The organism is Paenibacillus paridis (genome assembly GCF_006345825.1).
In the GTDB taxonomy this organism is placed as follows: domain Bacteria; phylum Bacillota; class Bacilli; order Paenibacillales; family Paenibacillaceae; genus Pristimantibacillus; species Pristimantibacillus paridis.
Genome location: NZ_VCIX01000092.1, coordinates 1816328 through 1839828, shown reverse-complemented (window position 1 = coordinate 1839828; position 23501 = coordinate 1816328). Strand labels below are relative to the sequence as shown.

The window sequence follows — 23501 nt, the reverse complement described above, 5'->3', positions numbered from 1 at the left end:
GTGCGATGACTCGTCGATTGTTTAGATATTGATTTTGCACTTTTCCCACGTTGATGAAATAACTTGTTTTGGTGCAAGACGCGATAGAAAGTAGATTCTGTTTCAATTTACGTAGCCTAATCTGCCTGTGTCTAGGCACAATCTGAAATCGCTGTTCCTTGCATACTTCTTGATTTCGTCAACTATGTAGTGTTCTTAGTATTAGTTTAAGCGCTTTTTAAGCTAAGTATTCTCTTGCACCGGTTTCTACGGCTTCATGAATTAGTAATACGGTTATTTGATGATTTGAACAACTGATTATTTGACGCGAAGTGCTTTTGTAACTTTGAGATAGTTGCGAAACACCGCTATTCGCTTTTTTACTTGCATTTTTCCAGGCTTCCAAATAGTTCATATCTTTTTGATTAAAAGTTAATATGTTCATTCAAAATAAAATAGGATACATTCTACTTATTATGATCATTGATTTTTCTTTAATGAATATCTATTAAACAATTATTTGAAAAAGAATCTCAACAACCAATGAATTTGAATGACTAAGTAAATGTTAGTTAAAAATCAATTATTTAGTGACATGGTTCGTTTAGGTGCTTAATGTAATTTTATACTAATAAATAGAAATTGCGATTGCTGTACATGAAGGATAGAATTGAATATTTCAAATTAGAGAACATGTATTATGTTATTAAATTATTTGGAAATTGGATGTTTATAAAAAAAAATAAAAGGGTCCACTTTATATTATATTGCATTATGACTTATTATTGTAGATTGTTTCCTTTAATTAGATTGTGATAAGATGAAAGTAATAAATTTATTAAGGAGTGAATCGATTATGAAGAAAAAATCAATATTTCAAAGACTTAGTTTATTTGCAATTTTAGCTGCTTCAATTTTAACAATTTCTACAACGTCAGCAACTGCAGAAGCAAGTAGGGTGGTTTATTTTACTATACAAAATAATGGAGTATGTAATTCAACTACTTTTGGGAGCGAGTTATATCTACATATTAATAATGTCAGTGATACTCCTAATAATGTGACATTGTACCTATATAAAAAAGACGGAACAGCGTTCTCTTTACCTGGTTCTAATAATTATGCAGCTATTGGAATTGTTACTGATTCCGGATTTATACCAGGAACATCTGTAACGATTCAAGCTAACTCTACTATCCAGTATTTTGGATGGTTTGGCCAAGAATCTAAAGTGGCATGTTCCGAGAGGCCGACACATGGGAAGATAGTTGTTAACTCTAATAGTGGTCATCTGATGGCAGGTGGTAATGTACAAGGAAGAAAGTTAATAGTTACTTCTAGTTCAACACCTCCTTCTACTAACACACTTTTTCAAGACACACCAATAATTATTAATGAAGGTAAACCATTCTGATAATATGAACTCAACTGACCTACTGGACAAGCACCTATTTTAAAGACAAAAAAATAGTTCTTATTATGCAAGCTGGTGCCGATACGATGTCGGAACCAGCTTGTTTAGTTTTGTTTAAATACGCTTATTTATAATTTTTGTTAATTGCTTAGATCCTTTGTTGAGATTCTTCATTTGAACGCTGTAAAGGCACTGTGGTAAAAGCATTACACTAGATTACACATGTAATGTAAAGCTTTGGATTTATGAGATCTTTTGTTTAATTTGTTGAGCACCAAATCGTTTTCATTATGATGACTGAAGTTATAAAAGAGATAGTATCATTATCATAAAGTTTTTTGAGGGCAGACAGTAATAGTGTTAATGATAGGCACTTCTCCTGACTTAATATCATTATTAGGTAGAATTTAAAATCCACTTTAAGTAAACTTGCTACTAAATTATCGAGAAACTGTATATTGAGAAATTCTCCCGTTTGTTTTGCTTATATGCTCAAACTTTATCGATGTGATTTTTTCTGCGTTCGTGACTATCCATTAAATCATATTCTCTTTGTTGATGACTATTCTTTTTGAAAGTCTAAATCTTCTCGTAACTCAGTGTTCCAAAATACTCGTTGATTTTTCAATAACTTGACTTTTTTACTTCATAATTAACGAATAAAATCAAACTTTTACTTTACTTCATCAGATTACGTTTTCAGTTTTTGACTCTTTATTACGACAAAATAATCACCTAAGAAATCTTTAGAATAACCATGGCTTTTTCCAAAGTATATTCTAAGGGGTACAGCATAAGCTGTTAAGTTTTTTAAAATTAATCATTTTATATATGCGCTATTCAAGTTCACACCGTTTAATCGTTTTTCACTGATGAAAATTCATCCACTTCAATTTTCCTTCTGCTTGAAAAAATCAATAAGCCTATGTTCAAGCTGTTTTTGTGCTTTGCTAATGAAGCGGTCGGAGCGGTAGACAAGCTCTAAATGACGAACAGGGGCATGCTCGCGAAATGGTATGCCAATGAGCCCATCTTCCTGTGTCGTGCCTCTAAGCAGTCGTTCTGGTTGAATAGCCGCACCTATGCCAGCGCGTACGAGTTGGAGAATGGAAGTAGCTGTCGTTGTCTCCATAACCGTATCGAGCTTAACCCCGTGTACCCTGCATGTGGATTCAACAATGTCTCTGCCAATAAACCCCAATGGATACAAAACTAATGGGATGGTCTCTAACTCATGAAGAGCAATTGCCTCTCGTTCAGCTAAGGGGCTTGTACCAGAAACTAATAGGTGATAAGCCTCAGAACCAAGGGGGATCTGCACTAATCGGCTGTCCGGCATGCTTTGAAGCCCAATGCCAATATCAACCTTGTTGGAGAGAACTTCTTCCTGAATCCGAATCGTGGAATACGCTTGAAGTTGAATGGCAGGATAAGCTTGATGAAATTGAATAAACAGAGGGATGAACAGAAAATCTAAATCAGAGGGCAGCAATCCAATACGAATCGTTCCGCGTTCTCCCGAAAACAATTCGGTAATTGCATTTTTGGCATCGCGTTCAGCTTGCAGCATTCTCCCCCCATGCAGCTTAAGCAGCATTCCGGCCTCGGTTAAGATGACTTGTTTGCCTACGCGATCAAAGAGGGGCATGCCAAGCTCGCCTTCAAGCACTTGAATTTGCTGGCTTAATGTAGGTTGGCTAATGCCAAGCTCATCTGCAGCTTTTGTGAAATGAAGATGCTCACAAACGGCTAGAAAATAGTTCATATGACGAGTATCCATGATATTACTCCTCATCAAATAGTTATTTTCTATTATTATAATAGAAACAATAGTATTGATCAATGAATGATTCGTCTCTATACTCAGGTAACACAGACAGAAAGTGTAGAGGAGAGAAACTAATGAGAACCTTTTATTTGCTGCTTGTCCTTTGTCTAGCTGCACTTAATTTAAGGCCAACGATCACATCGGTCGCGCCGTTACTGGAAACCATTCAGTCGACGTTAGGGATGAGCGGTTTTACCATTAGCTTATTAACGACATTACCCGTACTTTGCATGGGAATCTTTGCCCCATTTGCGACAAAAATGAGAGATCGAGTAGGCTTGGAACGATCGATCTTTATTGCGCTAGTCCTGGTCACAGCTGCAACAGCTATGCGAGGAATTGCGGGCTCAGCCATAATGCTGATAACGACAGCATTTATCGCAGGGATTGGTATCGGCTTAGCGGGACCGTTATTGTCAGGTTTTATTAAAAAATATTTTCCCAGCAAGCCTGGTATCGTAAGCGTCTATTCCGTTTCTATGACCGTGGGTGCCGGTCTCGCATCCGCTTTAGCTATTCCGATTTATACGCGCAGCAGTCAAAGTTTAACATTAACGCTCGGCATCTGGTCATTGCTTGGGCTACTAGCACTTGTAGGCTGGATTGGCCTCGTACGCCATAAATCGATAATGATGAAGCAAAATCATTCCCGGCTGCCTATCCGAAATAGACGTGCTCTTTTGCTCACATTGTTTTTTGGATTAATGGCTAGTATTTTTTATTCACTCACTGCATGGATATCACCGATTGCCCAAAGCATGGGCCATAGTAAATCAAGTGCAGCCATTATTTTAACGGTATTTACACTTGTTCAAATTCCGGTTTCCATGGTCATTCCGGCTATGGTCTCCCGCTTTGGCAAAAGAAAATGGTTTCTTGTACTATGCAGCATGTTTGAGCTTGCAGGAATAATCATGCTAATGCTCCATTTGCCGGTGATGTTAGCTGTAATAAGTCTAGGTATCGGTGCCGGCGGTCTATTTCCTCTTGCACTTATGCTTCCGATCGTTGAGACACGCAATGCAGAGGAGGCAGGCAGTTGGTCAGCCTTGTCACAAAGCGGCGGTTATGTGATTGGAGCAATGGGTCCATTAGTTATCGGAATAGTGCATGACTTCAGTGGAAGTTTTACCCCGGCTTTTGTGTTAATGCTGGCAGTCATAGTAGTTATGATTGCAGTGCAGCTGCTAATTGGGGACAGGGCTGCTACGGATCAAAGAGAAGCACACGCTCGGTGAAAAGTCTAACGAATCATATTTCTACGAATCATTCTTGATCATGTATTAGGGTACCATAAAGAGTTGGTACTATTCGGCAGCTTTTCCGATTGCTATATTCATATCAGGAAGTCATGTCCGGTAAAAAGGACAGCAGACGGATAATGAGGTGAACGGCATGACGAAGCTGATTACAAAGGATGATTTGACGGATCATATTTATGTGCTTTTAAGCGATACAGGAACTCTCTTCACAAGAATAATCAAAGGTTTTACAGGCGCACCTTACAACCACGCCTCTCTTGTCATGGATGATGAATTGGAGCAAGTGTACAGCTTTGGACGCAAACAAGCGAATAATCCTTTTAATGCGGGTTTTGTAAAGGAAGATATTTACGAGGGAACTTTTCGCCATTACCAAAATACGAGCTGTGTGCTGCTTCAAATCGCAGTGACAGCTCAGCAGCGCAAGGCGGTTATCGAGTTGGTACAGGAATTCGAAAAGAAAAAATACAAATACCGCTATAATTTAATAGGGCTGGTTGGGGTGTTATGCAACATGGATATGGGACTTCCTAATTCCTTTTTTTGCTCTCAATTTGTAGCTGAAGCGCTGCGTAGAAGCGGGATAAGCTTCTGGAATCGCCCATCAACGTTAGTTACGCCGCATGATTTTCTGATGAATGAACCATTTCGTGTGGTCTATGAAGGATACCTATACGATTATCCGAAGCTTGACCGACATAGGCTCGCTCAACATAAAAAACAGCATTTCTCTGCGTTATTGCTGCGGAAAAGGGTTGTATAATTCCGCTATAATGATACAATAATTGCCCTATACAATGAAAAAAGAGACTAAATCGAGATGCTTAAGCATCGATTCAGTCTCTTCTTTATGTACTCTTTGTTTGTTGCTTAGTGAATATCGCGGAAAAGTCCAATTACTTTACCTAGTATGGTGACGTTTTGAAGCAAAATCGGCTGCATCGTGGAATTCTCCGGCTGCAAGCGGATATGATTCTTTTCCTTGTAAAACGTCTTAACGGTAGCTTCGTCATCCTCAGTCATGGCAACAACGATTTCTCCATTATTGGCCGTTTGCTGTTGGCGAACGATTACGTAATCGCCGTCATGAATGCCGGCTTCAATCATGCTCTCTCCCATAACATTCAGAATAAATACGCTGCTATCACCCACAAAGTGGGAAGGAAGAGGGAAATATTCTTCGATATTTTCGGTAGCGGTGATCGGAACACCCGCTGTAACCTTGCCGACGATCGGCACTTTAGCTACAGAAAGGGGAATGATACCGTCTTCACCTTCTTGATCTAAAATTTCAATTGCACGGGGCTTAGTCGGGTCCCGGCGAATCAGGCCCTTCTTCTCCAAGCGGTCCAAATGACCATGAACGGTTGAACTGGATAACAATCCAACAGCTTCGCCGATCTCTCGAACGGAGGGTGGATAGCCTTTCTCCCGGACTTCATTCTTAATAAATTCAAGAATCGAATGTTGTCGGTTAGAAATCTTCGACACTGCGATCACTCCATTAGTAGGTTTGTAGAAAATTATAACATAGAACCGGAGTTCGTACAAACATAAGTTCTTAAGTACAGAAGTTCGCATTTTTGAGATTGACACCAAACGTTTGTTCGTGTATTCTAAAAACAGAACAAACGTTTGGGGTGCTGAGAGATGATAACTAGTCCAAGTTTTTATAGAACGATCCATAAACAAGAAGAAACCAAAGCAGTAAGAATCGGTCATATGGCCGTACGTATTGCGAAGAAGCATGCAGTAAAGCTTCTTGTATGCACTGCTTTCTTCGTGCTTCTATTCACTAGCTTCTTGCTAATGGGAACATATGCTTCAGGTAATCAGCCTGAGCTGGCCGTTATAGGGGAACAGACAATTACGGTTCAGCAAGGGGATACTCTTTGGGGAATAGCCAAGCAATTCACCGATGGCAGCCAGGATATTCGTTATGTGGTCTATTTAATTAAGGATCGCAATGCGCTGCAATCCGCACAAATCATGCCTGGCCAGAAGCTGATCATTCCTAGCCTATAACAAGTGAACCATTTAAAATAAAAGAATAATGTTTTCCCATAAACTTTCTCAAACAAGTAGACTAAGGTAATCTATTTGTTTGAGAAAGTTTTTTTGCGTAAACTGCAGGGGGCGACCGTAATTTGTTCGTCTATGAAAGAGGAATGAAAGGAGAGGCTGAATTGTTACGAGTTGAACAACTATCCCATTCCTTTATGAATGGGAATGAATCGACTGCTGTTTTGCAGCACATTAACTTTGATGTACATAAGGGTGAAATGATTGCGTTATTAGGAAGCTCAGGTTCAGGAAAGTCTACGCTGCTGAATCTGATGGCTGGATTAATGAAGCCAACGGAAGGTCAAATATTTATTGCTGATCATAACATTGTAACGATGAACGAGAATCAGCTGGCGGAGTTTAGAAGAAAGCATATTGGCTTTATTTTTCAAGCCTATGAGCTTATCGCCAATTTGACGGTTAGGGAAAACGTCGAGCTTCCGCTTGTATTTCAATCGATTCACCCATCTATTCGAAAGAAGAAGTCACTTGCATTGCTTGAACAAGTGGGCATTCCAGATAAAGCTGAGCTGTTTCCCTCTCAATTGTCAGGCGGCCAACAGCAGCGCGTAAGCATAGCACGGTCGCTCATTACGGAACCCTCCGTAATATTCGCAGATGAGCCGACGGGTAATCTGGATACAAAAACCGAAGAAGAAATCATTATGATCTTAAAGAAGCTGAACAAAACGATGGAAACCACATTTATCATCGTCACGCATGAGCGTGAAGTGGCCGCGCAAACCGAAAAAATCATAACGCTGCGTGACGGGTACTTGGTAACTGAGCAGGAGACTGTACAGGAAGGAATAGTGGCAGGAGGAACACAAATTGAGAATTAGTGATATTTCACGTTTGTCCTGGGACCAGGTCAAGCGGAGAAAAGTAGTTACGGCACTTTGCGCGGCGGGTATTTCGATCGGCTGTGCGGCCATTATTGTCGCCATGAGTATAGGAGAATCCGCTCAGTTGTACATTGAGAAGCAAATGAACAGCTATTTGAAAATGGACGAAATAACAGTGACCGCGAATACGGGTGTCAAAACAGGAGGGGAGTCATCTCCTGCAGACCTTACGCTGCAAGACCAAGGCAAATTGACCGAACAAAAGCTGGACATTATGAGGCAGATCCAGCATGTGAAAGCTGCGTCGCCTTATCGCCAGCTAGACTATATGGAAATATCGACCATTGACGGTCTCATGGCACAAAATGCGACAGAGGTGATCGGCACAGACTTGGATATGCTAACTGCTTTTGGCAACTCTTATATGCAAGGCGGGCCATCGGATATGGAAGGCACCATCGTACTTAGCTATGGGGCTACGATGGGGCTAGTCGATGAGCTCACAAGGAAAAACATCCAAGATCAATTGAATGCAAATCCTTACGATGAAACGGTATTTCAGCAATACCAAAACTTAAACCGTGTACCGACAGCACTTTATCAGAAGCAGATCCAGCTGCGCATGTACTCCAATGACGGTCCGGTTCTCAGTACGCCGCTGAGGGTGGTTGGGGTCTTGAAAAAGCCGGCAGGAGTAAGTGACGATCAAATCATGTATGACAAGAAGGGGTACATATCGCTTGAAACAGCAGAGCTTCTAAGTATAGAGCTTAAACGCGGCGATGAAACCGGAGACAGCTACAATTCAATTATTGTCAAGGTGGATGAGCAGTCCAAAATTGAGCAAGTAGAGAAGCAGCTGCAGAAGCTAACCGTAAGCACGCAAACGAATCTCTATCAAAAAGAACGCCTAGCGAGTGAATTTAAGATCATTAAAGCCGCTGCACTCGGCATTGGCGTATTTATTCTGATTATCGCTTCGATATCCATCGTTGTAGCCATGACCATGTCCACCTATCAGCGGCGAAGGCAGATTGGCATCATGAAGGTGCTAGGCGCTAATTTAGGGCAAATTCGAAATATGTTTATTGTTGAAGCAGCTTTGTTTGGTTTGCTAGGCGGTTTGCTTGGCGTATTATTTTCCTACTGGATTGTATGGGGCATTAACGCTTTGATTATGAATTTATCGGGAGAACAGGATTCTGTTATTATATTTATTCCATTTTTAACGATACCGATCGGCATGGCATTTGCCCTTGCAACCGGTATTTTATCAGGGATTTACCCGGCAATCAGCGCTTCGCGCACAGACGCGCTCACCGCGATTAGACGTGATTAATTTAAGATGGATGAAGGAGTATAAAAATGAAAAAGAAAATTAAATGGGGAATCATTGGACTAATTATTATTGGCATTAGCTTCGGATTATACAAAATAGGCAATCCATCGCGTCAGATGGAAATGACCATGGATAATGAGCCGATAACGTTCGAAGTAACCAAGGCGACGATTTCAAATACGGTTGAAGTAAAGGGGAAATCCCTCTACGAGCAAGAGACGCTTGTTTATGCGCCATTTGGCTCGGAAGTAACGGACTGGTCCATTGAGGATGGACAGCAGGTTAATAAAGGTGATGTTTTATTCAAGCTCGATCAGACGGCGGTTCAAAATGAGATTTTGCAGATGGAAGCATCAATGCGCAAAATTAAATTGGAAGGCGAGCTAAATGATTATCTTAACCAGCAAAGCGTTGATGCAGAGCCGTTAGAATTTACAGAGGAAGGCCGGAAGAAGCAATTGGTGGATCAAGAAATTGCCCGTTTGACTAGAGAGACCAATGCAGTAACTACCAAAATTCAAGCGAATGAGCTGAAAGAAAAGAAAACAAAGCTCAATAAAGCGACCTATCATTCACCGGCGACAGGCATCTTTTTGTTCGATAATCCCAATAAGCGACCACAGGTATTAACAGATAACGAGTATGTTGGAAAGGTCGTTGATTTAAATAAATTGCAATTTATTGCCTTGGTTGGCGAGCAAGACATATTTCGAATTAAGCCAGGCATGATCGTACAAGTAAAAATGAATGCAATGAAGGAGCTTAAACTAGCAGGAAAAGTACAAAAAGTATCCAAATTTGCGAAAACAGGTACGGATCAGAATAACCTGAATCAAGCTGCTCAATTTGAAGTCGTTATCGTGCTGGAGCCTAACGAATATTTAATTGCTGGCTTGAGCCTAAGCGGTGCCATCGAGACTGAACGAAAGGAAAACACGACAGCCGTTCCTTCTATTGCGATCATCAGGGAAAAGGATAAACATTTCGTTATGTATGACAATGGAAGCGGGCAATATGAACGCAAGGAAATCAAGATCGGCCTTGAGACGCCAGAATTAACGGAAGTACTGGATGGACTGAAGCCAGGCGATCAGGTTGTTTTGCAATAATCATCAAACCAATAGAGAACAACGAAAAGGATATCCCTCTGCTCTGCCTTGACAACTCATCGGTTGAAATGTCAAAGTATAGAGTAGAGGTTTTTTCATCATGAGGGGAGTAGAGCAAGTAATGGAATTTTCAAAAATCATTGAACGAATCAACGAGCTGGCTCGTAAAAATAAATCGGTAGGGCTTACCGATGAAGAAACGATTGAACGAGATGGGCTTCGCAAGTTGTATTTGGAAAATTTCAAAAACAATTTCCGCCAGCAGCTGGATACCATTGAAATTGTTGACGACCAAGACAATATCAAGCATTAATCGAGGTTTGCACAACCATTAAATAGCCATGGGAGGTTGTTTAAATGAATTACAAATTACTCGGCAGAAGTGGACTTGCTGTATCGGAGCTATGTCTGGGAACGATGACATTTGGGAATACGACTAACGAAGATGATTCCATAACCATGATTGACCGGTTTATTGATCGTGGAGGTAACTTTCTAGATACAGCCAATGTATATGTAAGTGGTCGTTCAGAGGAAATTGTCGGCAAAGCGATCAAAAATAAAAGGTCTGATATCGTGCTAGCTACCAAGGTTCGCATGACTACTTCTAGCGATATTAATGGAGGCGGCCTGTCACGCAAACATATTTTGGACGGAGTTGAAGCAAGTCTCAAACGGCTGCAGACGGATTATATAGACCTGTATCAGGTCCATGTATGGGATCATGCGACGCCAATTGAAGAGACGCTCCGTACGCTTAATGATTTGGTAACGTCGGGTAAAGTGCGCTATATCGGGTGCTCTAACTTTTTTGCATGGCAATTAATGAAATCTTTGGCTTATAGCGATGCCAGCCGGTATGTTCGCTTTGTCTCGCTTCAGCCGCAGTACAGTTTGGTAAGCAGGCAAATGGATCGTGAAATGATGTCTCTTTGTTTAGAAGAAAACGTGGGCATTATTCCATGGGCGCCAATAGGCGGAGGCTTTCTTACGGGCAGATACAGCAGAGATACTCCAACAGAGGGCCGCTTGACTTCTAAAGTTGGGGAAAGCGCCTGGGACAAACGGGCAACCGACAAAAACTTTGTTATACTCGATACTCTTTTGGAAGCAGCTAACGAGCTTGACAAAACGCCTGCGCAAGTTGCGCTTCGGTGGCTTATTCAGCGCGAAGGCATTACATCACCGATTTTTGGTGCAAGCAAGCTAGAGCAATTTGAGGATAATATTGGCGCGATCGGCTGGGATATGCCAAGTGAGATCTGGGATCGCTTGGATCAGGTAAGTGCGCTGCCCGAGGATTATCCGAATCGTTTTATTGAAAAGTTCCGCAGACCGTTCGAATAGGAAGTACCATTAGGAGGAGAATCAGCTTGTCACGTTCTTGGGAGCGCAAAGTGCGCAAAAACATGAGTGTCGTTAATAAGCAGCGCAAGAAGCAAGGAAATGGTCAAATCGTTTTTAATGCCGAGAAATCAGAGAAAATTGTCGGACGGAATTATATTGCACCGATTATGCTGATTTTGTTTATTGGCATGTATGTCTTTTTAATGTCCGGCTCTTCCGAGTTCAAAATGGATACCATGTTTTGGGTTACGATTGGCTGCTACATTTTGCTAGCTACTTTGTTCTTCTTCCGCAGGCCTTACATAACGATTGGCAAAGATTATGTGCAATCCCGCCGTCTAACGGGTGACAAACGGATTCCGGTATCCGGAATCAAAGGCATCGTCGCTCAAAAGGGCTATGTTATCGTGGAGCAGCACAAAGGCGGTAATTGGATGTTCTCAAAGCTGACCAACCGTTTTCCAACGGATGAGATCGCTGAGAAACTTCAAGTTTTTGCACAAGCAAATGGAATTCCATTTCAACAAAAATAAACAGGCAGGAGAGTTTGGACAACGATGGCTAAACAAGCAGTATTATTTGATTTGGACGATACATTGCTGTGGGACGACCGCAGCGTAAAGGAATCATTTGAAGCGACATGTCAGGCTGCGGCAGAGGTTACTGGCGTTGATCCTGACGCTTTGGAGGAAGCCGTGCGCCGTGAAGCAAGATCGCTGTATGAATCCTACGAGACGTTTGCATTTACGAAGATGATCGGCATTAATCCGTTTGAAGGGCTTTGGGCACCCTTTCTAGAAGGGGAGCAGGAGGAGTTCCGCAAGCTTGAACAGCTTGCGCCTGGCTATCGTAAAGCAGCCTGGACACAAGGCTTAAAATCGCTAGGCGTTGATGACGAGGAGCTGGGCGCGAAGCTGGCAGAGCAGTTTCCTGCGGAAAGACGCTCACGACCTATCGTTTACGAAGAAACCTTCCGCGTGCTTGATGCGCTGAAAGGCAAATACAAACTGCTGCTTCTGACGAACGGATCGCCGGACTTGCAGCGCGAAAAGCTGGCTGGTGTACCGGAACTGATTCCATATTTTGATCATATTATAATTTCAGGCGAGTTCGGACAAGGCAAACCGGCCGCTTCGATTTTCAAACACGCTTTGGAACGTTTAGGGATAGAAACGGATCATGGCATCATGGTTGGGGATAAGCTGACGACCGATATTTTAGGTGCAAATACGATCGGAATGACGTCGGTATGGATTAACCGACATAACGTGGTAAGGAACGACGAGATCGTACCTACGCATGAAATCAAACATTTAGAAGAGCTGCTGCAGCTGCTCGATGCCTAAATAATAGCAGCAAAAAGCCCCTCAGAGTCAGCTTCTGCTGCTTACGAGGGGCTTGCATTATTTTTAAATCATTCCAGTTTAAGCTTGTTTGGAAGCAAATTTCTCATCGGCGAAAGGATGGGCGATCCAGCCTTCCGTTTCGATAAACAAACGAACCGCAACAATCTCACGGTTGTCCATGAGCGTAAAGAAATGAGGTTTGTATTCCGGTACAGAAATAACGTCGCCAGCTTCTAGCTCAACGTCAAAATAACCAACATCGTCCGTACCTTTAATAATGAAGATGCCGCGTCCTGCGGTAATCGCACGCACTTCATCTTCTGTATGTGTATGAACGTTCTCGAATTTTTTAAGAAGCTCGTCAAGGTTCGGCGTAGCATCGGACAAAGCGATAATGTCCCATGTTTTGTAGCCGCGACGCTCTGCTAAATCTTTAATTTCTTCGTCATATGTGGCTAGAATTTGCTGTTTTTCCTCATCGGAAAGAACAAATTTCTGCTGTAATTCTTCCGAAAGCTTGCTTGGGTTCCAATGCTCATAGAGCACCTCTTGCTGTTCTAGAAATGCACGAACAGCCTCTTCACCTTGAATCCGTTCCTCTGTATTGCGAATTCTTATTTCAGCCATGAACATTCCCTCTTTTCCTATAGAAATTAAATGATATAATTATTATAAAACAAATCAAAACGATTGTCGATGGATTTACCTTTTCACAATAAGGGGATTCTGATAAACTATGGTTTAATGATTTTGGGAAGGGTGTAGTAAATTGTCGAAACCGACCATACAACAAATGCTTCAGGAGCGCATACTCATTTTGGACGGCGCAATGGGTACGATGATTCAACAAGCGGATTTAAATGAAGCTGATTTTGGCGGACCTGAGCTGGACGGCTGTAATGAGATGCTCGTGCTGACTCGTCCTGATGTTATACAATCGATTCATGAACAATACTTGGAAGCCGGCGCGGATATTTTGGAAACGAATACGTTTGGCGCTACCAGTGTCGTCTTAGCAGATTATGATATACCTGAAAAAGCGAGAGAAATCAATTTGGCAGCAGCCAAGCTGGCTCGCGATGCTTGTGACAAATACAGTACTCCAGAAAAACCCCGGTATGTTGCCGGAGCATTAGGCCCAACGACTAAGACCTTGTCCGTTACGGGAGGGGTAACCTTCGATGAGCTTGTTGAGAGCTATTATGAGCAAGCACTTGCTTTAATAGAAGCTGACGTTGATGTGCTACTGCTTGAAACCTCACAGGACACATTGAACGTTAAAGCGGGGAGCATCGGTATTCGCAATGCTTTTGACAAGCTTGGCAAAGAACTGCCCATCATGATTTCCGGCACGATTGAGCCGATGGGTACAACGCTGGCAGGGCAGACCATTGAATCTTTTTATATTTCGTTGGAACATTTGAAACCGATCTCCATTGGCTTGAACTGTGCTACGGGGCCAGAGTTTATGAGGGATCACCTGCGGACGCTTAGCGAAATCGCCAATGCAGCAATAAGCTGTTACCCGAACGCGGGTTTGCCGGATGAAAATGGTCATTATCATGAATCTCCAGAGTCTCTGGCGAAGAAGATGTCGGCCTTTGCCGAGCAGGGCTGGCTTAACATCGCTGGCGGCTGCTGCGGTACAACTCCAGAACATATTCGCGTCATGGGCGAAATGATGTCTAGATATGCGCCCCGCACAAAAATGGGATCGCATCCGAACGCCGTTTCCGGAATCGAAACGGTATTTATCGAGCCGGAAAATCGCCCAATTATGATTGGCGAGCGTACCAATATTTCAGGATCACGTAAATTTAAGCGGCTTTTGAAAGAAGAGAAATTTGATGAAGCGTCCGAAATTGCACGCGCGCAGGTGAAGGGCGGAGCCCATGTCATCGACATCAATCTACAGGATACGGATATTGACGAGGCTTATGCGGTGCACCAATTCCTGCCGCAGGTCGTGAAAAAAATCAAAGCGCCATTAATGCTCGATTCCACCTATGATCATATTATCGAGCTAGGCTTGAAATATTCACAAGGAAAAGCGATCATTAACTCCATTAACCTTGAGGATGGCGAATCGAAATTCGAACAGATTTTGCCATTGATCCACCGCTATGGCGCTGCCGTTGTTATGATTCTCATTGATGAGCGTGGCCAAGCGGTTACCCGCCAGGCGAAAATGGAAGTTGCTGAACGCTCCTATAACCTATTGACTCAAAAATACAAGATGAATCCTGAGGATATTATTTTTGATCCGAACATGTTCCCGGTTGGCTCGGGCGATCCGCAATATATCGGTTCGGCTGTAGAGACGCTTGAGGGCATCCGGATGATTAAAGAAAAATATCCGCTCGCCAAGACCATTCTGGGTCTGAGTAACATTTCGTTCGGGTTGCCTGACGCAGGCCGTGAGGTGCTGAATTCCGTTTATTTGTACCATGCAACAAAAGCGGGCCTCGATTACGCCATTGTGAATACCGAGAAACTGGAGCGTTATGCGTCTATTCCAGATGAAGAGCGGCGTTTGGCTGAAGAGCTAATCTATAATACGACAGATGACACATTGGCTGCATTCGTCGCTGCTTTCCGGGATAAAAAGGTAGAGAAGAAAGAAAAAATCTCAAACCTGTCCCTCGAAGAACGTCTGGGCTCTTATGTGGTTGAGGGAACTAAGGAAGGACTCATTCCGGATCTAGATGAGGCACTCAAAAAGTATTCGGCAATGGAAGTTATCAATGGTCCTTTAATGCGCGGGATGGAGGAAGTCGGCCGCTTGTTCAACGGTAACGAGTTGATCGTAGCGGAGGTTCTTCAGAGCGCAGAGGTTATGAAAGCATCTGTCACCTATTTAGAAACATTCATGGAAAAAAATGAATCATCCGTAAAAGGCAAAATCATTCTGGCGACGGTTAAGGGCGATGTGCATGATATTGGCAAAAACCTAGTCGAAATTATTTTGTCAAACAACGGTTATAAAATCATTAATCTTGGCATTAAGGTTCCGCCAGAGCAGCTGATTGAAGCTTACCGCAACGAGAAGGTCGATGCGATCGGACTTTCAGGCTTGCTGGTGAAATCCGCGCAGCAAATGGTCATTACGGCACAAGATCTACGTAATGCCGGCATTGATGCACCTATACTTGTTGGCGGCGCGGCACTTACGAGGAAATTTACGAAAACTAGAATCGGTCCTGAATATGACGGGCTTGTTCTCTATGCAAAGGATGCCATGGACGGATTGGACATCGCGAACAAGCTGATGGACCCCGAGCATCGCAACCGGCTTGAGGAAGAGATGGCTGCATACAAAGCATCCGGGGGATTGGAAGAGGAAGTGAAGAAACCTCTGCCGGAATTAACCAGAGCCGTTCGTTCGAAAATTTCGCCAGATGCGCCTGTGTTTACGCCGCCAGATTTGGATCGCCATATTCTGCGCGATGTTCCGCTGCCACATGTCATTCCATATGTGAATATGCAGATGCTGCTCGGCCATCATCTTGGCTTAAAGGGCAACGTAGACAATTTGCTGAAAGAAGGCAATGAAAAGGCGGTACATCTCAAGGCAACCGTTGATGAAATTCTGAAACAAGGAACTTCGGATGGCATCATTAAAACCCACGGCATGTACCGGTTCTTCCCGGCGCAATCCTCGGGCAATGATGTTATCATCTACAATCCGGTTGAGCCGCGCCAAGAAATCAAACGGTTTACATTCCCGCGCCAACAGGTTGAGCCTTACCTTTGTTTGTCCGATTTCTTGAAATCCGTCGAAAGCGGCGTGATGGATTATGTTGGCTTCCTTGTTGTAACTGCAGGACATGGCATTCGAGAGCTTGCAAATGAATGGAAGGACAATGGCGATTACCTGCGATCCCACGCCCTGCAGTCTGTGGCACTCGAGGTTGCGGAAGGAATGGCTGAGCGCGTGCATCACATCATGCGGGACATTAGCGGTTACCCTGACCCTGCTGAGATGACGATGAAACAGCGTCATGGCGCGCGTTATCAAGGCATTCGCGTATCGTTCGGTTATCCGGCATGTCCAAACCTAGAGGATCAGGAGCCTCTGTTCGATCTGATGAGACCTCAGGACATTGGCGTAGAGCTGACTGAAGGGTGTATGATGGAACCGGAAGCCTCCGTATCCGCTATGGTATTTGCGCATCCAGAAGCACAATATTTTAACGTAGAGAAGCTATAGGTTATAATGATATGGAGCCCTTGAGCGTTCGGATTACCGAGCTTTAGAGGGCTCTTCGTTTCAAACGCGCAATCGCAAGCGCGGACAGGATGAGGTGTATTCGGACATGAAGATGTGGTTTTTGGGTACAGGGGCCGGAAGGCCTTCCAAGTATAGGAATGTAACGGCTGTAGCACTGAAACTGCCTGAACCGGATTGCAACTGGTGGCTTTTTGATGCTGGTGAGGCTACTCAGCATCAGATCATGCATACGCCACTGAAGCTTAACAAGCTGGAGGCTGTGTTTATTACTCATTTGCATGGCGATCACATTTACGGATTGCCTGGTTTGTTAAGCAGCCGTTCATTTGACGGCGGCGTTACGCCTGTTCAGCTATATGGACCCGTAGGAATCAAACCATTTATCGAAACGATTTTTAATGTAAGCGCTACTCGCCTTGATTATGAGCTGGTTATCCATGAATTGACGGGCGATGAAGGCATTATTTTTGAGGATGACTGTTTTCAGGTTGAAGTCGCGACGCTTGAACATCGCGTAGTTAGCTTCGGATACCGTATCACTGAGAGGGACCAGCCTGGAAAGCTGCTCGTTCATAAGCTGAAGGAGCTTGGCGTAGAAGCTGGCCCTTTATACGGTCAGGTTAAGCAGGGGCATGCCATTACGTCGCCCACTGGCGTCGTGATACAGCCTCAAGATGTAACAGGACCCGCGCATATCGGGAGAGTAATCACGATACTTGGGGATACGAAGCCTTGCGGGAATGCGCTGCACTTGGCGATGGGAGCAGATTTGCTTGTTCACGAAGCCACTTTTGGGGCGGGCATGGAAGAAAAGGCCCATGAGTTCGGTCATTGCACTACAGCAGAAGCAGCACAAACCGCTGCTCAAGCCGGATCGCGACAGCTTGTGATGACCCATTTTAGCGGACGCTATAGCAACGAGGATTTAGGTGCATTAGAAGCTGAGGCAGCTGCCCATTTTCCGAACGTTATAGCCGCTAGGGATTTGCTCAATGTGGAAGTAAAGCGCAGAGGGTAAGCTGGTAATTCGAACAAAAAAACGCGAGGGACTGTATTCCTCGCGTTTTTTTGTTGATTATTTGTTGTCTTTGCCGTAATGAAATGCTAGAAATGCAGAAGCCAGAACAATGATGACAATGATTGCAAAAAATCCAATCATAGGCAAAGGGGTAGGCAGGAAACCTGTCGGTATCATAATTAACCCGCCTAAAACAAAAAACTTCGAAGCTACTTGATGTGTTTTTATCCATACGGCTTCGCTTGCGAGCGTTTGGTTTGTTTTGATGCCAATGTAACTGTTTGGCTCGAATCGCGGCATGTAGATCCCGGTTATTGCTAGCAGGATGCCAACCATAGGGAGCACAATTTTAACGATATTGATTTCCACTCCGTAACCGAAAGCAATGGTCATGCTGTGCAAGACAAGAAGGGAAAAAAGAATAACGTTTTGCATAATCATCATTGCTTTTTTGTGTTTTAAAAAGTTTTGTTTTCTGGGAAGAACCACGATCAAAATGACCATAAGTGCGGGAAGCAGAAGCAGGGCAAAGGCTTTGTGAGCTAATCCGTCAATTTCGTTGCTCATATTCCAGTGAATAGCCATTTGCTCAGGAAGATCGGGATAGCTGATTATACTCGCCGCTATGGCGAGGGCAATGAAGAACCAAGATAATAGGCTAGCTTTCATGCCTTTCCTGCCTTTCGGTTTTAATCTGCTGAAAGGAGACGATCCAGTTCGTTATATCCTGGAATACTCTGGTGTTGAGCGAATAATATATATGCTGTCCGTTGCGCTGATCGAAAACGAGTTCCGCTTGTTTCAATATATTGAGATGGTGGGAGATGCTCGGTTTTGTCATCTGAAAGTGCTCGGCAATTTCTCCAGCGGTAAGGTCACGTTCTCTTAGTAAATCCAAAATGATGCGTCTAGTGGGATCGGATAGCGCTTTGAAAGCAAAGTTGATGGTCATTTAACCCATCCTTTCCAAGTTCACCTATACAGGAATTAGATACTTAGACAATCTTCTAAATAATGAAGCTGAAATTACTATAACGTTTCCCCAATTGGCTGTCAATTCACAGCTTTACGGGATGTTTAGCAAATTAAAATTGCAGCACGAACATGTATTCTGTAAAATGAAAATAAACAAACAAATGTTTGATGGGAGTGGGACGGTTATGAACCGGTTTACGGGTAAAACCTCCGGCTTGGAGGAGTGGTTGGAGCATGTGCGGCAAAATACCGAGATTATGGACAATGTGACGCACTGGCGAACCCTTGCTCCGCGTGAGGCGCGAACCGCACCGCTGCCTGACGGACTTCACCATGCTTGGAAGGAAGCGCTGAGTTCCCGAGGAATCAGCGAATTATATACGCATCAGGCGGACGCCTACCGGGCTGCGCGGGCGGGTCATCATGTCGTAGCGGTAACCCCGACAGCTTCTGGCAAGACGCTTTGCTACAATTTGCCGGTCATGCAATCCTTGCTAGAGAATGAGGAGGGACGGGCTCTCTATTTGTTTCCAACAAAGGCACTCGCGCAGGATCAAGTGGCGGAACTACAAGCGCTCGCGGATTTAATGGATGTTGGCATCAAAACGCATACGTACGATGGGGATACGCCGCCTACCGTACGAACGGCAATCAGAAATGCCGGCCATATTGTCGTCACGAATCCCGATATGCTGCATTCGGCGATTTTGCCGCATCATACCAAATGGGTCAAGCTGTTTGAAAATATTAAATTTATCGTTATCGATGAAGTTCATGCTTATCGGGGGGTATTTGGAAGCCATGTTGCGAATGTGATTCGGCGTTTGAAACGAATTTGCAAATTTTATGGTTCCAATCCGCAGTTTATTTGCGCTTCCGCAACGATTGATAATCCGCAGGAGCATGCAGAGCGTCTCATTGGGGAGAAGGTTAGTCTCGTTGACAATAACGGAGCACCTATGGGGGAGAAGCATTTTGTCTTCTATAATCCGCCTGTCGTCAACAAGCAGCTTGGTATTCGTCGCAGCAGTGTGCTGGAAACGCGGAAGCTCGCTGGCTTGCTGCTTAAACAAGGCGTACAGACGATCGTATTCGCCCGCAGCCGGGTTCGTGTCGAGCTGCTGCTTACTTATTTGCAGGAGCTGATCCGTGATAAAATTAATGACAAATCAATTCGTGGCTATCGCGGCGGTTATTTGCCTAAACTGCGCAGAGAGATTGAGCGCGGCCTGCGGTCAGGGGAAATCCGCGGAGTTGTCAGCACGAATGCACTGGAGCTCGGCATTGATATCGGTCAGCTTCAAGCCTGTGTATTGAATGGCTACCCGGGTACTATTGCGAGTACTTGGCAGCAATCCGGACGAGCAGGGAGAAGACAAGAGAGCTCGATTACTTTTATGGTCGCCAGCAGCAATCCTTTGGACCAATACATGATTCAAAATCCGGACTTTTTCTTTAATCGGCCGCCGGAGCGGGCGTTAATCCATCCTGATAATTTGCTTGTGCTCATCGATCATGTGAAATGTGCGGCTTACGAGCTGCCCTTTGAGGTTGGCGATACCTTCGGCTCAGAGTCGCTCGCGGACATGATGGAATTTTTGGTGGAGGAGAAGGTACTTCACAAAGCTGGCAATCGTTGGTTTTGGATGGAGCAATCCTTTCCCGCCCATAACATTTCGCTTCGCTCTGCCGCGCAGGAGAACTTTGTGATCATAGACAACACTAGCGGCAGCAGGGTGCTTGGAGAGGTAGACCGCTTCAGCGCTCCGACTCTCATTCATGAGGAAGCAATCTATATTCACGAAGGCGTGCAGTATCAGGTTGAAAAGCTGGACTATCCCGAGAAAAAAGCGTATGTACGCGAGGTTAGCGTTGATTATTATACAGACGCAAATCTGGCAGTAGAGCTCAAGGTGTTATACGTAGACAAGGAACGTGAGTCCGGTGATCTTATTCGGCAATACGGCGAGCTTACGGTCAATGCGAAGCCAACCATTTTCAAAAAAATAAAGCTGCGCACCCACGAAAACATTGGCTCGGGTCCGATTCATTTGCCAGAAGAAGAGCTGCATACGAGCGGCTATTGGTTCTCATTCAGTGAGGAAGCAGCCGCGCGCAAAAGCAAGAACGAAATGCAATTTGCCTTGCTTGGCATTGCGAACGTGCTCGTTCATATTGCGCCGCTCTATTTAATGTGCGATCCGTTTGATATTAGAGTAGTGCCTCAGGTCAAAGCCGTTCACACTCAAAGGCCGACCATCTATTTTTATGATCGGTACCCAGGCGGCATTGGGCTTAGTGAGCGATTGTTTGAGGTTCATGACGATCTTATTCGGCAGGCTAAATCCCTAATTCGGGGCTGCTCCTGCTTAAGCGGCTGTCCGGCCTGCGTAGGCCCGATCGAAGAGGTGGGTCTGCTGGGCAAGCAGCAGGCATTAGAGCTGCTGAATGAAGCGGAGGGTATTCGATGAGCGGAATGCGTGATAGGATGAACCGATTGAGAGGCGAAAGTGCGGACAGAGATAAGAGCGCTCCGAAAACAATTCCTTCACACGAGGAGGCAGCGGCTTCCGTTTTGGATGACCCGGAAGAAGAACTGCTTTCGCCGGTATGGGAAACTTTTGGTGTTCATCTGCACCGAAACGAAGAGGGCAGCTTTCTAATGCGAAGGATCGTTTATCCCGTTGATTTTCGGCATGGCCTGCATTCTCTTAGTGAACTGAGCGAGGCGGCGGCCGGCTTAACAGCTTTTCACCCTATCGAACAGGCATCGGCAGAGCAGATTTTGTTCCTTGACCTGGAGACTACGGGACTCGGCGTAGGCGCGGGTAACGTTCCGTTCATGATTGGCATAGGTTATATGTCGAAGGAGCAATTTGTTATTGAACAGACCTTGATCAGGAATCCCGCAGAGGAGCGAGCGATGCTGGTGTATATGGCCGAGAAGTTTCAGCATTATGCATACTTGGCAACCTATAACGGCAAAACATTTGATTGGCCGCTTGTAGAAAACCGTTTTATCATGAACGGGCTTAGCCGGAAAATATGGGAGCCCAAGCAGTTAGACTTTTTGCATCCTGCCAGATCGATTTGGCGTAATACGCTTGTTTCATGCAGGCTCAGTCATGTGGAGGAAGAAAGACTCGGTATTCATCGTAAGGATGATGTGCCGGGCTCCTTGGCTCCCCAGCTTTATTTTCAATATTTGGCTACTGGAGATCCTTCACCGCTTGAGGGCGTTTTTCACCATAATGAAACGGATATGCTTTCGTTAGCCTGCTTGGCCGTTCGGTTCGGACATTTGTTAAGCGGCAATATTGAAAGCTACATCCCACTGCCGGATGAGCCTGAGGAGATGGTTCGTACAGGTCTGTGGCTGGAACGTATGGGTCGAATCAAACTCTCAGAACGACTTTATCATATGGCTGCAGAAGCAGATGATGCTAATCCATCTACGCTGCTCATGCTTGCAGCGCGTGATAAGAAGGCTGGAAATTGGGATCGTGCTGTGTTATTGTGGCAGAAGGCCATTATTCATTCTTCTTTGAATTATAATTCGGCAACAAACGAGGCTTGCATTGAGCTCGCCATGTATTATGAGCATAAGCTCAAAGATTATGAATCGGCGTTAGGGCATGCGAATCAGGCATTCGAACAAGCGATGACTCATTCGATGCTGACGAAGCGAGACAGTAAGAAACGTGCAGAGCTCGAAGCACTGCGGAACCGAATTACCCGGCTGCGCCGCAAGCAGGAGAAACACATCCAATAAACGTGCAGTCTCAAAATAGGGAAGAAGCGTTATTCTATTCGTTGATGCGCTGCTTGTTGAGTTCGTTAGCTTAAACTAGCTACCGATCCACAACATGGCAGCTATTGCCGATAACGCTCTGGAGGATCAAAGCAATGACAGAAAAGAAACAACCCATGCGCGGATTGCTCATTGATCTCGATGGAACGCTTTACCACGGTATTCATCGTATACCAGGCGCAGGTGAACTGATTGCTTATTTGCGTGAAATTAAGCTGCCATTTCGTTTTGTAACGAACAACTCATCAGCAACACCGCAAGAGGTAGCGAACCGTTTGTTGCAAATGGGAATTGATGCGGCTGCAGAAGAGGTTTGTACCTCTGCGCAAGCAGCGGCTGAACATATTTCCGACCTTCATCCAGGTGCGGCTGTATTTATTGTTGGGGAGGAAGGACTCCGGAAGGCTGTGCAGGACGCAGGCTTGGTCATTACGGAAGACCAACCGGATTTTGTGCTGCAGGGAATTGACCGTTCATTCACCTATGAACGTTTAACCAAAGCCGTCCGCTACATCCACAGCGGAGCTACCTTTGTCATGACGAATCCAGATTTACTGCTTCCATCCAGCGATGGTCTTATTCCGGGAGCAGGATCCATAGGTGCTATGCTAAAGGCAGCTGGAGGGAAGGCGCCGATATTAATTGGCAAGCCCTCTTCAATATTGATGGATTATTCTTTAAGAGAACTTGGTTTGAAGGCTGACGAGGCTTGGGTTATTGGAGATAATATGGCTACAGATATTGCATTTGGCGTAGCCGCCGGCTGTGGCACCATTCTTGTTCTGACTGGTCTGACTACTGCTGATAATATTAATTTTTATATCGAGGAAGCGGGATGCAAGCCTACCATAGTTATTGAAAACTTAGAAAAGCTTCGTTCGTATATATCTGACTATAGAGAGATATAAGCTACAACGGAGAACATAGGAAGGA

The 23501-nt window shown here is 44.4% G+C and carries 21 protein-coding genes; 16 read left to right on the top strand and 5 right to left on the bottom strand.

Features of this window, described 5'->3' with window-relative positions; genetic code table 11:
• Window positions 1-835 precede the first annotated feature (835 nt).
• Window positions 836-1393, top strand: coding sequence for a hypothetical protein (locus FJQ58_RS30080; RefSeq protein ID WP_139999225.1), 558 nt, complete (start codon window positions 836-838; stop codon window positions 1391-1393).
• 889 nt (window positions 1394-2282) lie between these two features.
• Here the strand turns inward: FJQ58_RS30080 and FJQ58_RS30075 are convergent.
• Window positions 2283-3173, bottom strand: coding sequence for a LysR family transcriptional regulator (locus FJQ58_RS30075; RefSeq protein ID WP_238404398.1), 891 nt, complete (start codon window positions 3171-3173; stop codon window positions 2283-2285).
• Window positions 3174-3295: 122 nt separating this feature from the next.
• On the opposite strand from FJQ58_RS30075, the gene FJQ58_RS30070 reads away from it, so the two are divergent.
• Window positions 3296-4459, top strand: coding sequence for an MFS transporter (locus FJQ58_RS30070; protein WP_139999221.1), 1164 nt, complete (start codon window positions 3296-3298; stop codon window positions 4457-4459).
• 157 nt (window positions 4460-4616) lie between these two features.
• Window positions 4617-5246, top strand: coding sequence for a C40 family peptidase (locus FJQ58_RS30065; protein ID WP_238404397.1), 630 nt, complete (start codon window positions 4617-4619; stop codon window positions 5244-5246).
• Between the two features lie 107 nt (window positions 5247-5353).
• Here the strand turns inward: FJQ58_RS30065 and lexA are convergent, their stop codons facing one another.
• The gene (lexA, locus tag FJQ58_RS30060) at window positions 5354-5974 is read right to left on the bottom strand and encodes a transcriptional repressor LexA (RefSeq protein ID WP_139999219.1); all 621 of its coding nucleotides are present in this window, start codon (window positions 5972-5974) and stop codon (window positions 5354-5356) included.
• Window positions 5975-6133: 159 nt separating this feature from the next.
• Here lexA and yneA point away from each other — a divergent pair, with 159 nt between their 5' ends.
• The 8 genes from yneA (at window position 6134) to FJQ58_RS30020 (ending at window position 12533) form a co-directional block, all read left to right on the top strand.
• Window positions 6134-6508: a cell division suppressor protein YneA gene (gene yneA / locus FJQ58_RS30055; protein WP_139999217.1), complete on the top strand. Its 375-nt coding sequence runs from the start codon at window positions 6134-6136 to the stop codon at window positions 6506-6508.
• A 161-nt stretch (window positions 6509-6669) separates the two neighbouring features.
• On the top strand, window positions 6670-7389 hold the full coding sequence (locus FJQ58_RS30050; RefSeq protein WP_139999216.1) for an ABC transporter ATP-binding protein: 720 nt from the start codon (window positions 6670-6672) through the stop codon (window positions 7387-7389).
• Window positions 7379-8731: an ABC transporter permease gene (locus FJQ58_RS30045; protein ID WP_139999214.1), complete on the top strand. Its 1353-nt coding sequence runs from the start codon at window positions 7379-7381 to the stop codon at window positions 8729-8731. The genes FJQ58_RS30050 and FJQ58_RS30045 overlap by 11 nt, the downstream gene beginning before the upstream one ends.
• A gap of 26 nt (window positions 8732-8757) precedes the next feature.
• Window positions 8758-9840 (top strand): efflux RND transporter periplasmic adaptor subunit, encoded by a 1083-nt coding sequence (locus FJQ58_RS30040; RefSeq protein ID WP_139999212.1) that lies wholly within the window; start codon window positions 8758-8760, stop codon window positions 9838-9840.
• Between the two features lie 121 nt (window positions 9841-9961).
• Window positions 9962-10153, top strand: coding sequence for a DUF896 domain-containing protein (locus FJQ58_RS30035; protein ID WP_139999210.1), 192 nt, complete (start codon window positions 9962-9964; stop codon window positions 10151-10153).
• Between the two features lie 44 nt (window positions 10154-10197).
• The gene (locus FJQ58_RS30030; RefSeq protein WP_139999208.1) at window positions 10198-11187 is read left to right on the top strand and encodes an aldo/keto reductase; all 990 of its coding nucleotides are present in this window, start codon (window positions 10198-10200) and stop codon (window positions 11185-11187) included.
• A 26-nt stretch (window positions 11188-11213) separates the two neighbouring features.
• Window positions 11214-11720 (top strand): hypothetical protein, encoded by a 507-nt coding sequence (locus FJQ58_RS30025; RefSeq protein ID WP_139999206.1) that lies wholly within the window; start codon window positions 11214-11216, stop codon window positions 11718-11720.
• Between the two features lie 24 nt (window positions 11721-11744).
• Window positions 11745-12533 (top strand): HAD family hydrolase, encoded by a 789-nt coding sequence (locus tag FJQ58_RS30020; RefSeq protein ID WP_139999204.1) that lies wholly within the window; start codon window positions 11745-11747, stop codon window positions 12531-12533.
• Window positions 12534-12611: 78 nt separating this feature from the next.
• Here FJQ58_RS30020 and FJQ58_RS30015 read toward each other — a convergent pair whose 3' ends face one another.
• Window positions 12612-13160: a 1,2-dihydroxy-3-keto-5-methylthiopentene dioxygenase gene (locus FJQ58_RS30015; RefSeq protein WP_139999202.1), complete on the bottom strand. Its 549-nt coding sequence runs from the start codon at window positions 13158-13160 to the stop codon at window positions 12612-12614.
• Window positions 13161-13326: 166 nt separating this feature from the next.
• On the opposite strand from FJQ58_RS30015, the gene metH reads away from it, so the two are divergent.
• Together metH and rnz are read left to right on the top strand one after the other, a co-directional pair.
• The gene (gene metH, locus FJQ58_RS30010) at window positions 13327-16743 is read left to right on the top strand and encodes a methionine synthase (RefSeq protein ID WP_420799873.1); all 3417 of its coding nucleotides are present in this window, start codon (window positions 13327-13329) and stop codon (window positions 16741-16743) included.
• A 106-nt stretch (window positions 16744-16849) separates the two neighbouring features.
• Window positions 16850-17782: a ribonuclease Z gene (gene rnz, locus FJQ58_RS30005; protein ID WP_139999198.1), complete on the top strand. Its 933-nt coding sequence runs from the start codon at window positions 16850-16852 to the stop codon at window positions 17780-17782.
• Window positions 17783-17839: 57 nt separating this feature from the next.
• Here rnz and FJQ58_RS30000 read toward each other — a convergent pair whose 3' ends face one another.
• Window positions 17840-18451, bottom strand: a complete 612-nt coding sequence (locus FJQ58_RS30000; protein ID WP_139999196.1) for an SdpI family protein — start codon at window positions 18449-18451, stop codon at window positions 17840-17842.
• Window positions 18441-18734 (bottom strand): autorepressor SdpR family transcription factor, encoded by a 294-nt coding sequence (locus tag FJQ58_RS29995; RefSeq protein WP_139999194.1) that lies wholly within the window; start codon window positions 18732-18734, stop codon window positions 18441-18443. Before FJQ58_RS29995 ends, FJQ58_RS30000 begins: the two co-directional genes overlap by 11 nt.
• 208 nt (window positions 18735-18942) lie before the next feature.
• Between FJQ58_RS29995 and FJQ58_RS29990 the strand changes: the two genes are divergently transcribed.
• The 3 genes from FJQ58_RS29990 to FJQ58_RS29980 all read left to right on the top strand — a co-directional run bounded on the left by FJQ58_RS29990 (window position 18943) and on the right by FJQ58_RS29980 (window position 23476).
• Window positions 18943-21228 carry a DEAD/DEAH box helicase gene (locus FJQ58_RS29990; protein ID WP_139999192.1) on the top strand — a complete coding sequence of 762 codons (2286 nt, stop codon included), beginning with the start codon at window positions 18943-18945 and terminating at the stop codon, window positions 21226-21228.
• A complete protein-coding gene (locus FJQ58_RS29985) occupies window positions 21225-22529 on the top strand; it encodes a ribonuclease H-like domain-containing protein (RefSeq protein ID WP_139999190.1) in 1305 nt (434 codons plus the stop codon). The genes FJQ58_RS29990 and FJQ58_RS29985 overlap by 4 nt, the downstream gene beginning before the upstream one ends.
• Before the next feature lie 134 nt (window positions 22530-22663).
• The gene (locus FJQ58_RS29980) at window positions 22664-23476 is read left to right on the top strand and encodes a TIGR01457 family HAD-type hydrolase (RefSeq protein ID WP_139999188.1); all 813 of its coding nucleotides are present in this window, start codon (window positions 22664-22666) and stop codon (window positions 23474-23476) included.
• Window positions 23477-23501 lie beyond the last annotated feature (25 nt).

Coding starts and splice junctions, on each gene's coding strand:
- FJQ58_RS30080 (WP_139999225.1), top strand. CDS start 836: ATGAAGAAAAAATCAATATTTCAAAGACTTAGTTTATTTGCAATTTTA.
- FJQ58_RS30075 (WP_238404398.1), bottom strand. CDS start 3,173: ATGGATACTCGTCATATGAACTATTTTCTAGCCGTTTGTGAGCATCTT.
- FJQ58_RS30070 (WP_139999221.1), top strand. CDS start 3,296: ATGAGAACCTTTTATTTGCTGCTTGTCCTTTGTCTAGCTGCACTTAAT.
- FJQ58_RS30065 (WP_238404397.1), top strand. CDS start 4,617: ATGACGAAGCTGATTACAAAGGATGATTTGACGGATCATATTTATGTG.
- yneA (WP_139999217.1), top strand. CDS start 6,134: ATGATAACTAGTCCAAGTTTTTATAGAACGATCCATAAACAAGAAGAA.
- FJQ58_RS30040 (WP_139999212.1), top strand. CDS start 8,758: ATGAAAAAGAAAATTAAATGGGGAATCATTGGACTAATTATTATTGGC.
- FJQ58_RS30035 (WP_139999210.1), top strand. CDS start 9,962: ATGGAATTTTCAAAAATCATTGAACGAATCAACGAGCTGGCTCGTAAA.
- FJQ58_RS30030 (WP_139999208.1), top strand. CDS start 10,198: ATGAATTACAAATTACTCGGCAGAAGTGGACTTGCTGTATCGGAGCTA.
- FJQ58_RS30020 (WP_139999204.1), top strand. CDS start 11,745: ATGGCTAAACAAGCAGTATTATTTGATTTGGACGATACATTGCTGTGG.
- FJQ58_RS30015 (WP_139999202.1), bottom strand. CDS start 13,160: ATGGCTGAAATAAGAATTCGCAATACAGAGGAACGGATTCAAGGTGAA.
- metH (WP_420799873.1), top strand. CDS start 13,327: ATGCTTCAGGAGCGCATACTCATTTTGGACGGCGCAATGGGTACGATG.
- rnz (WP_139999198.1), top strand. CDS start 16,850: ATGAAGATGTGGTTTTTGGGTACAGGGGCCGGAAGGCCTTCCAAGTAT.
- FJQ58_RS30000 (WP_139999196.1), bottom strand. CDS start 18,451: ATGAAAGCTAGCCTATTATCTTGGTTCTTCATTGCCCTCGCCATAGCG.
- FJQ58_RS29995 (WP_139999194.1), bottom strand. CDS start 18,734: ATGACCATCAACTTTGCTTTCAAAGCGCTATCCGATCCCACTAGACGC.
- FJQ58_RS29990 (WP_139999192.1), top strand. CDS start 18,943: ATGAACCGGTTTACGGGTAAAACCTCCGGCTTGGAGGAGTGGTTGGAG.
- FJQ58_RS29985 (WP_139999190.1), top strand. CDS start 21,225: ATGAGCGGAATGCGTGATAGGATGAACCGATTGAGAGGCGAAAGTGCG.
- FJQ58_RS29980 (WP_139999188.1), top strand. CDS start 22,664: ATGACAGAAAAGAAACAACCCATGCGCGGATTGCTCATTGATCTCGAT.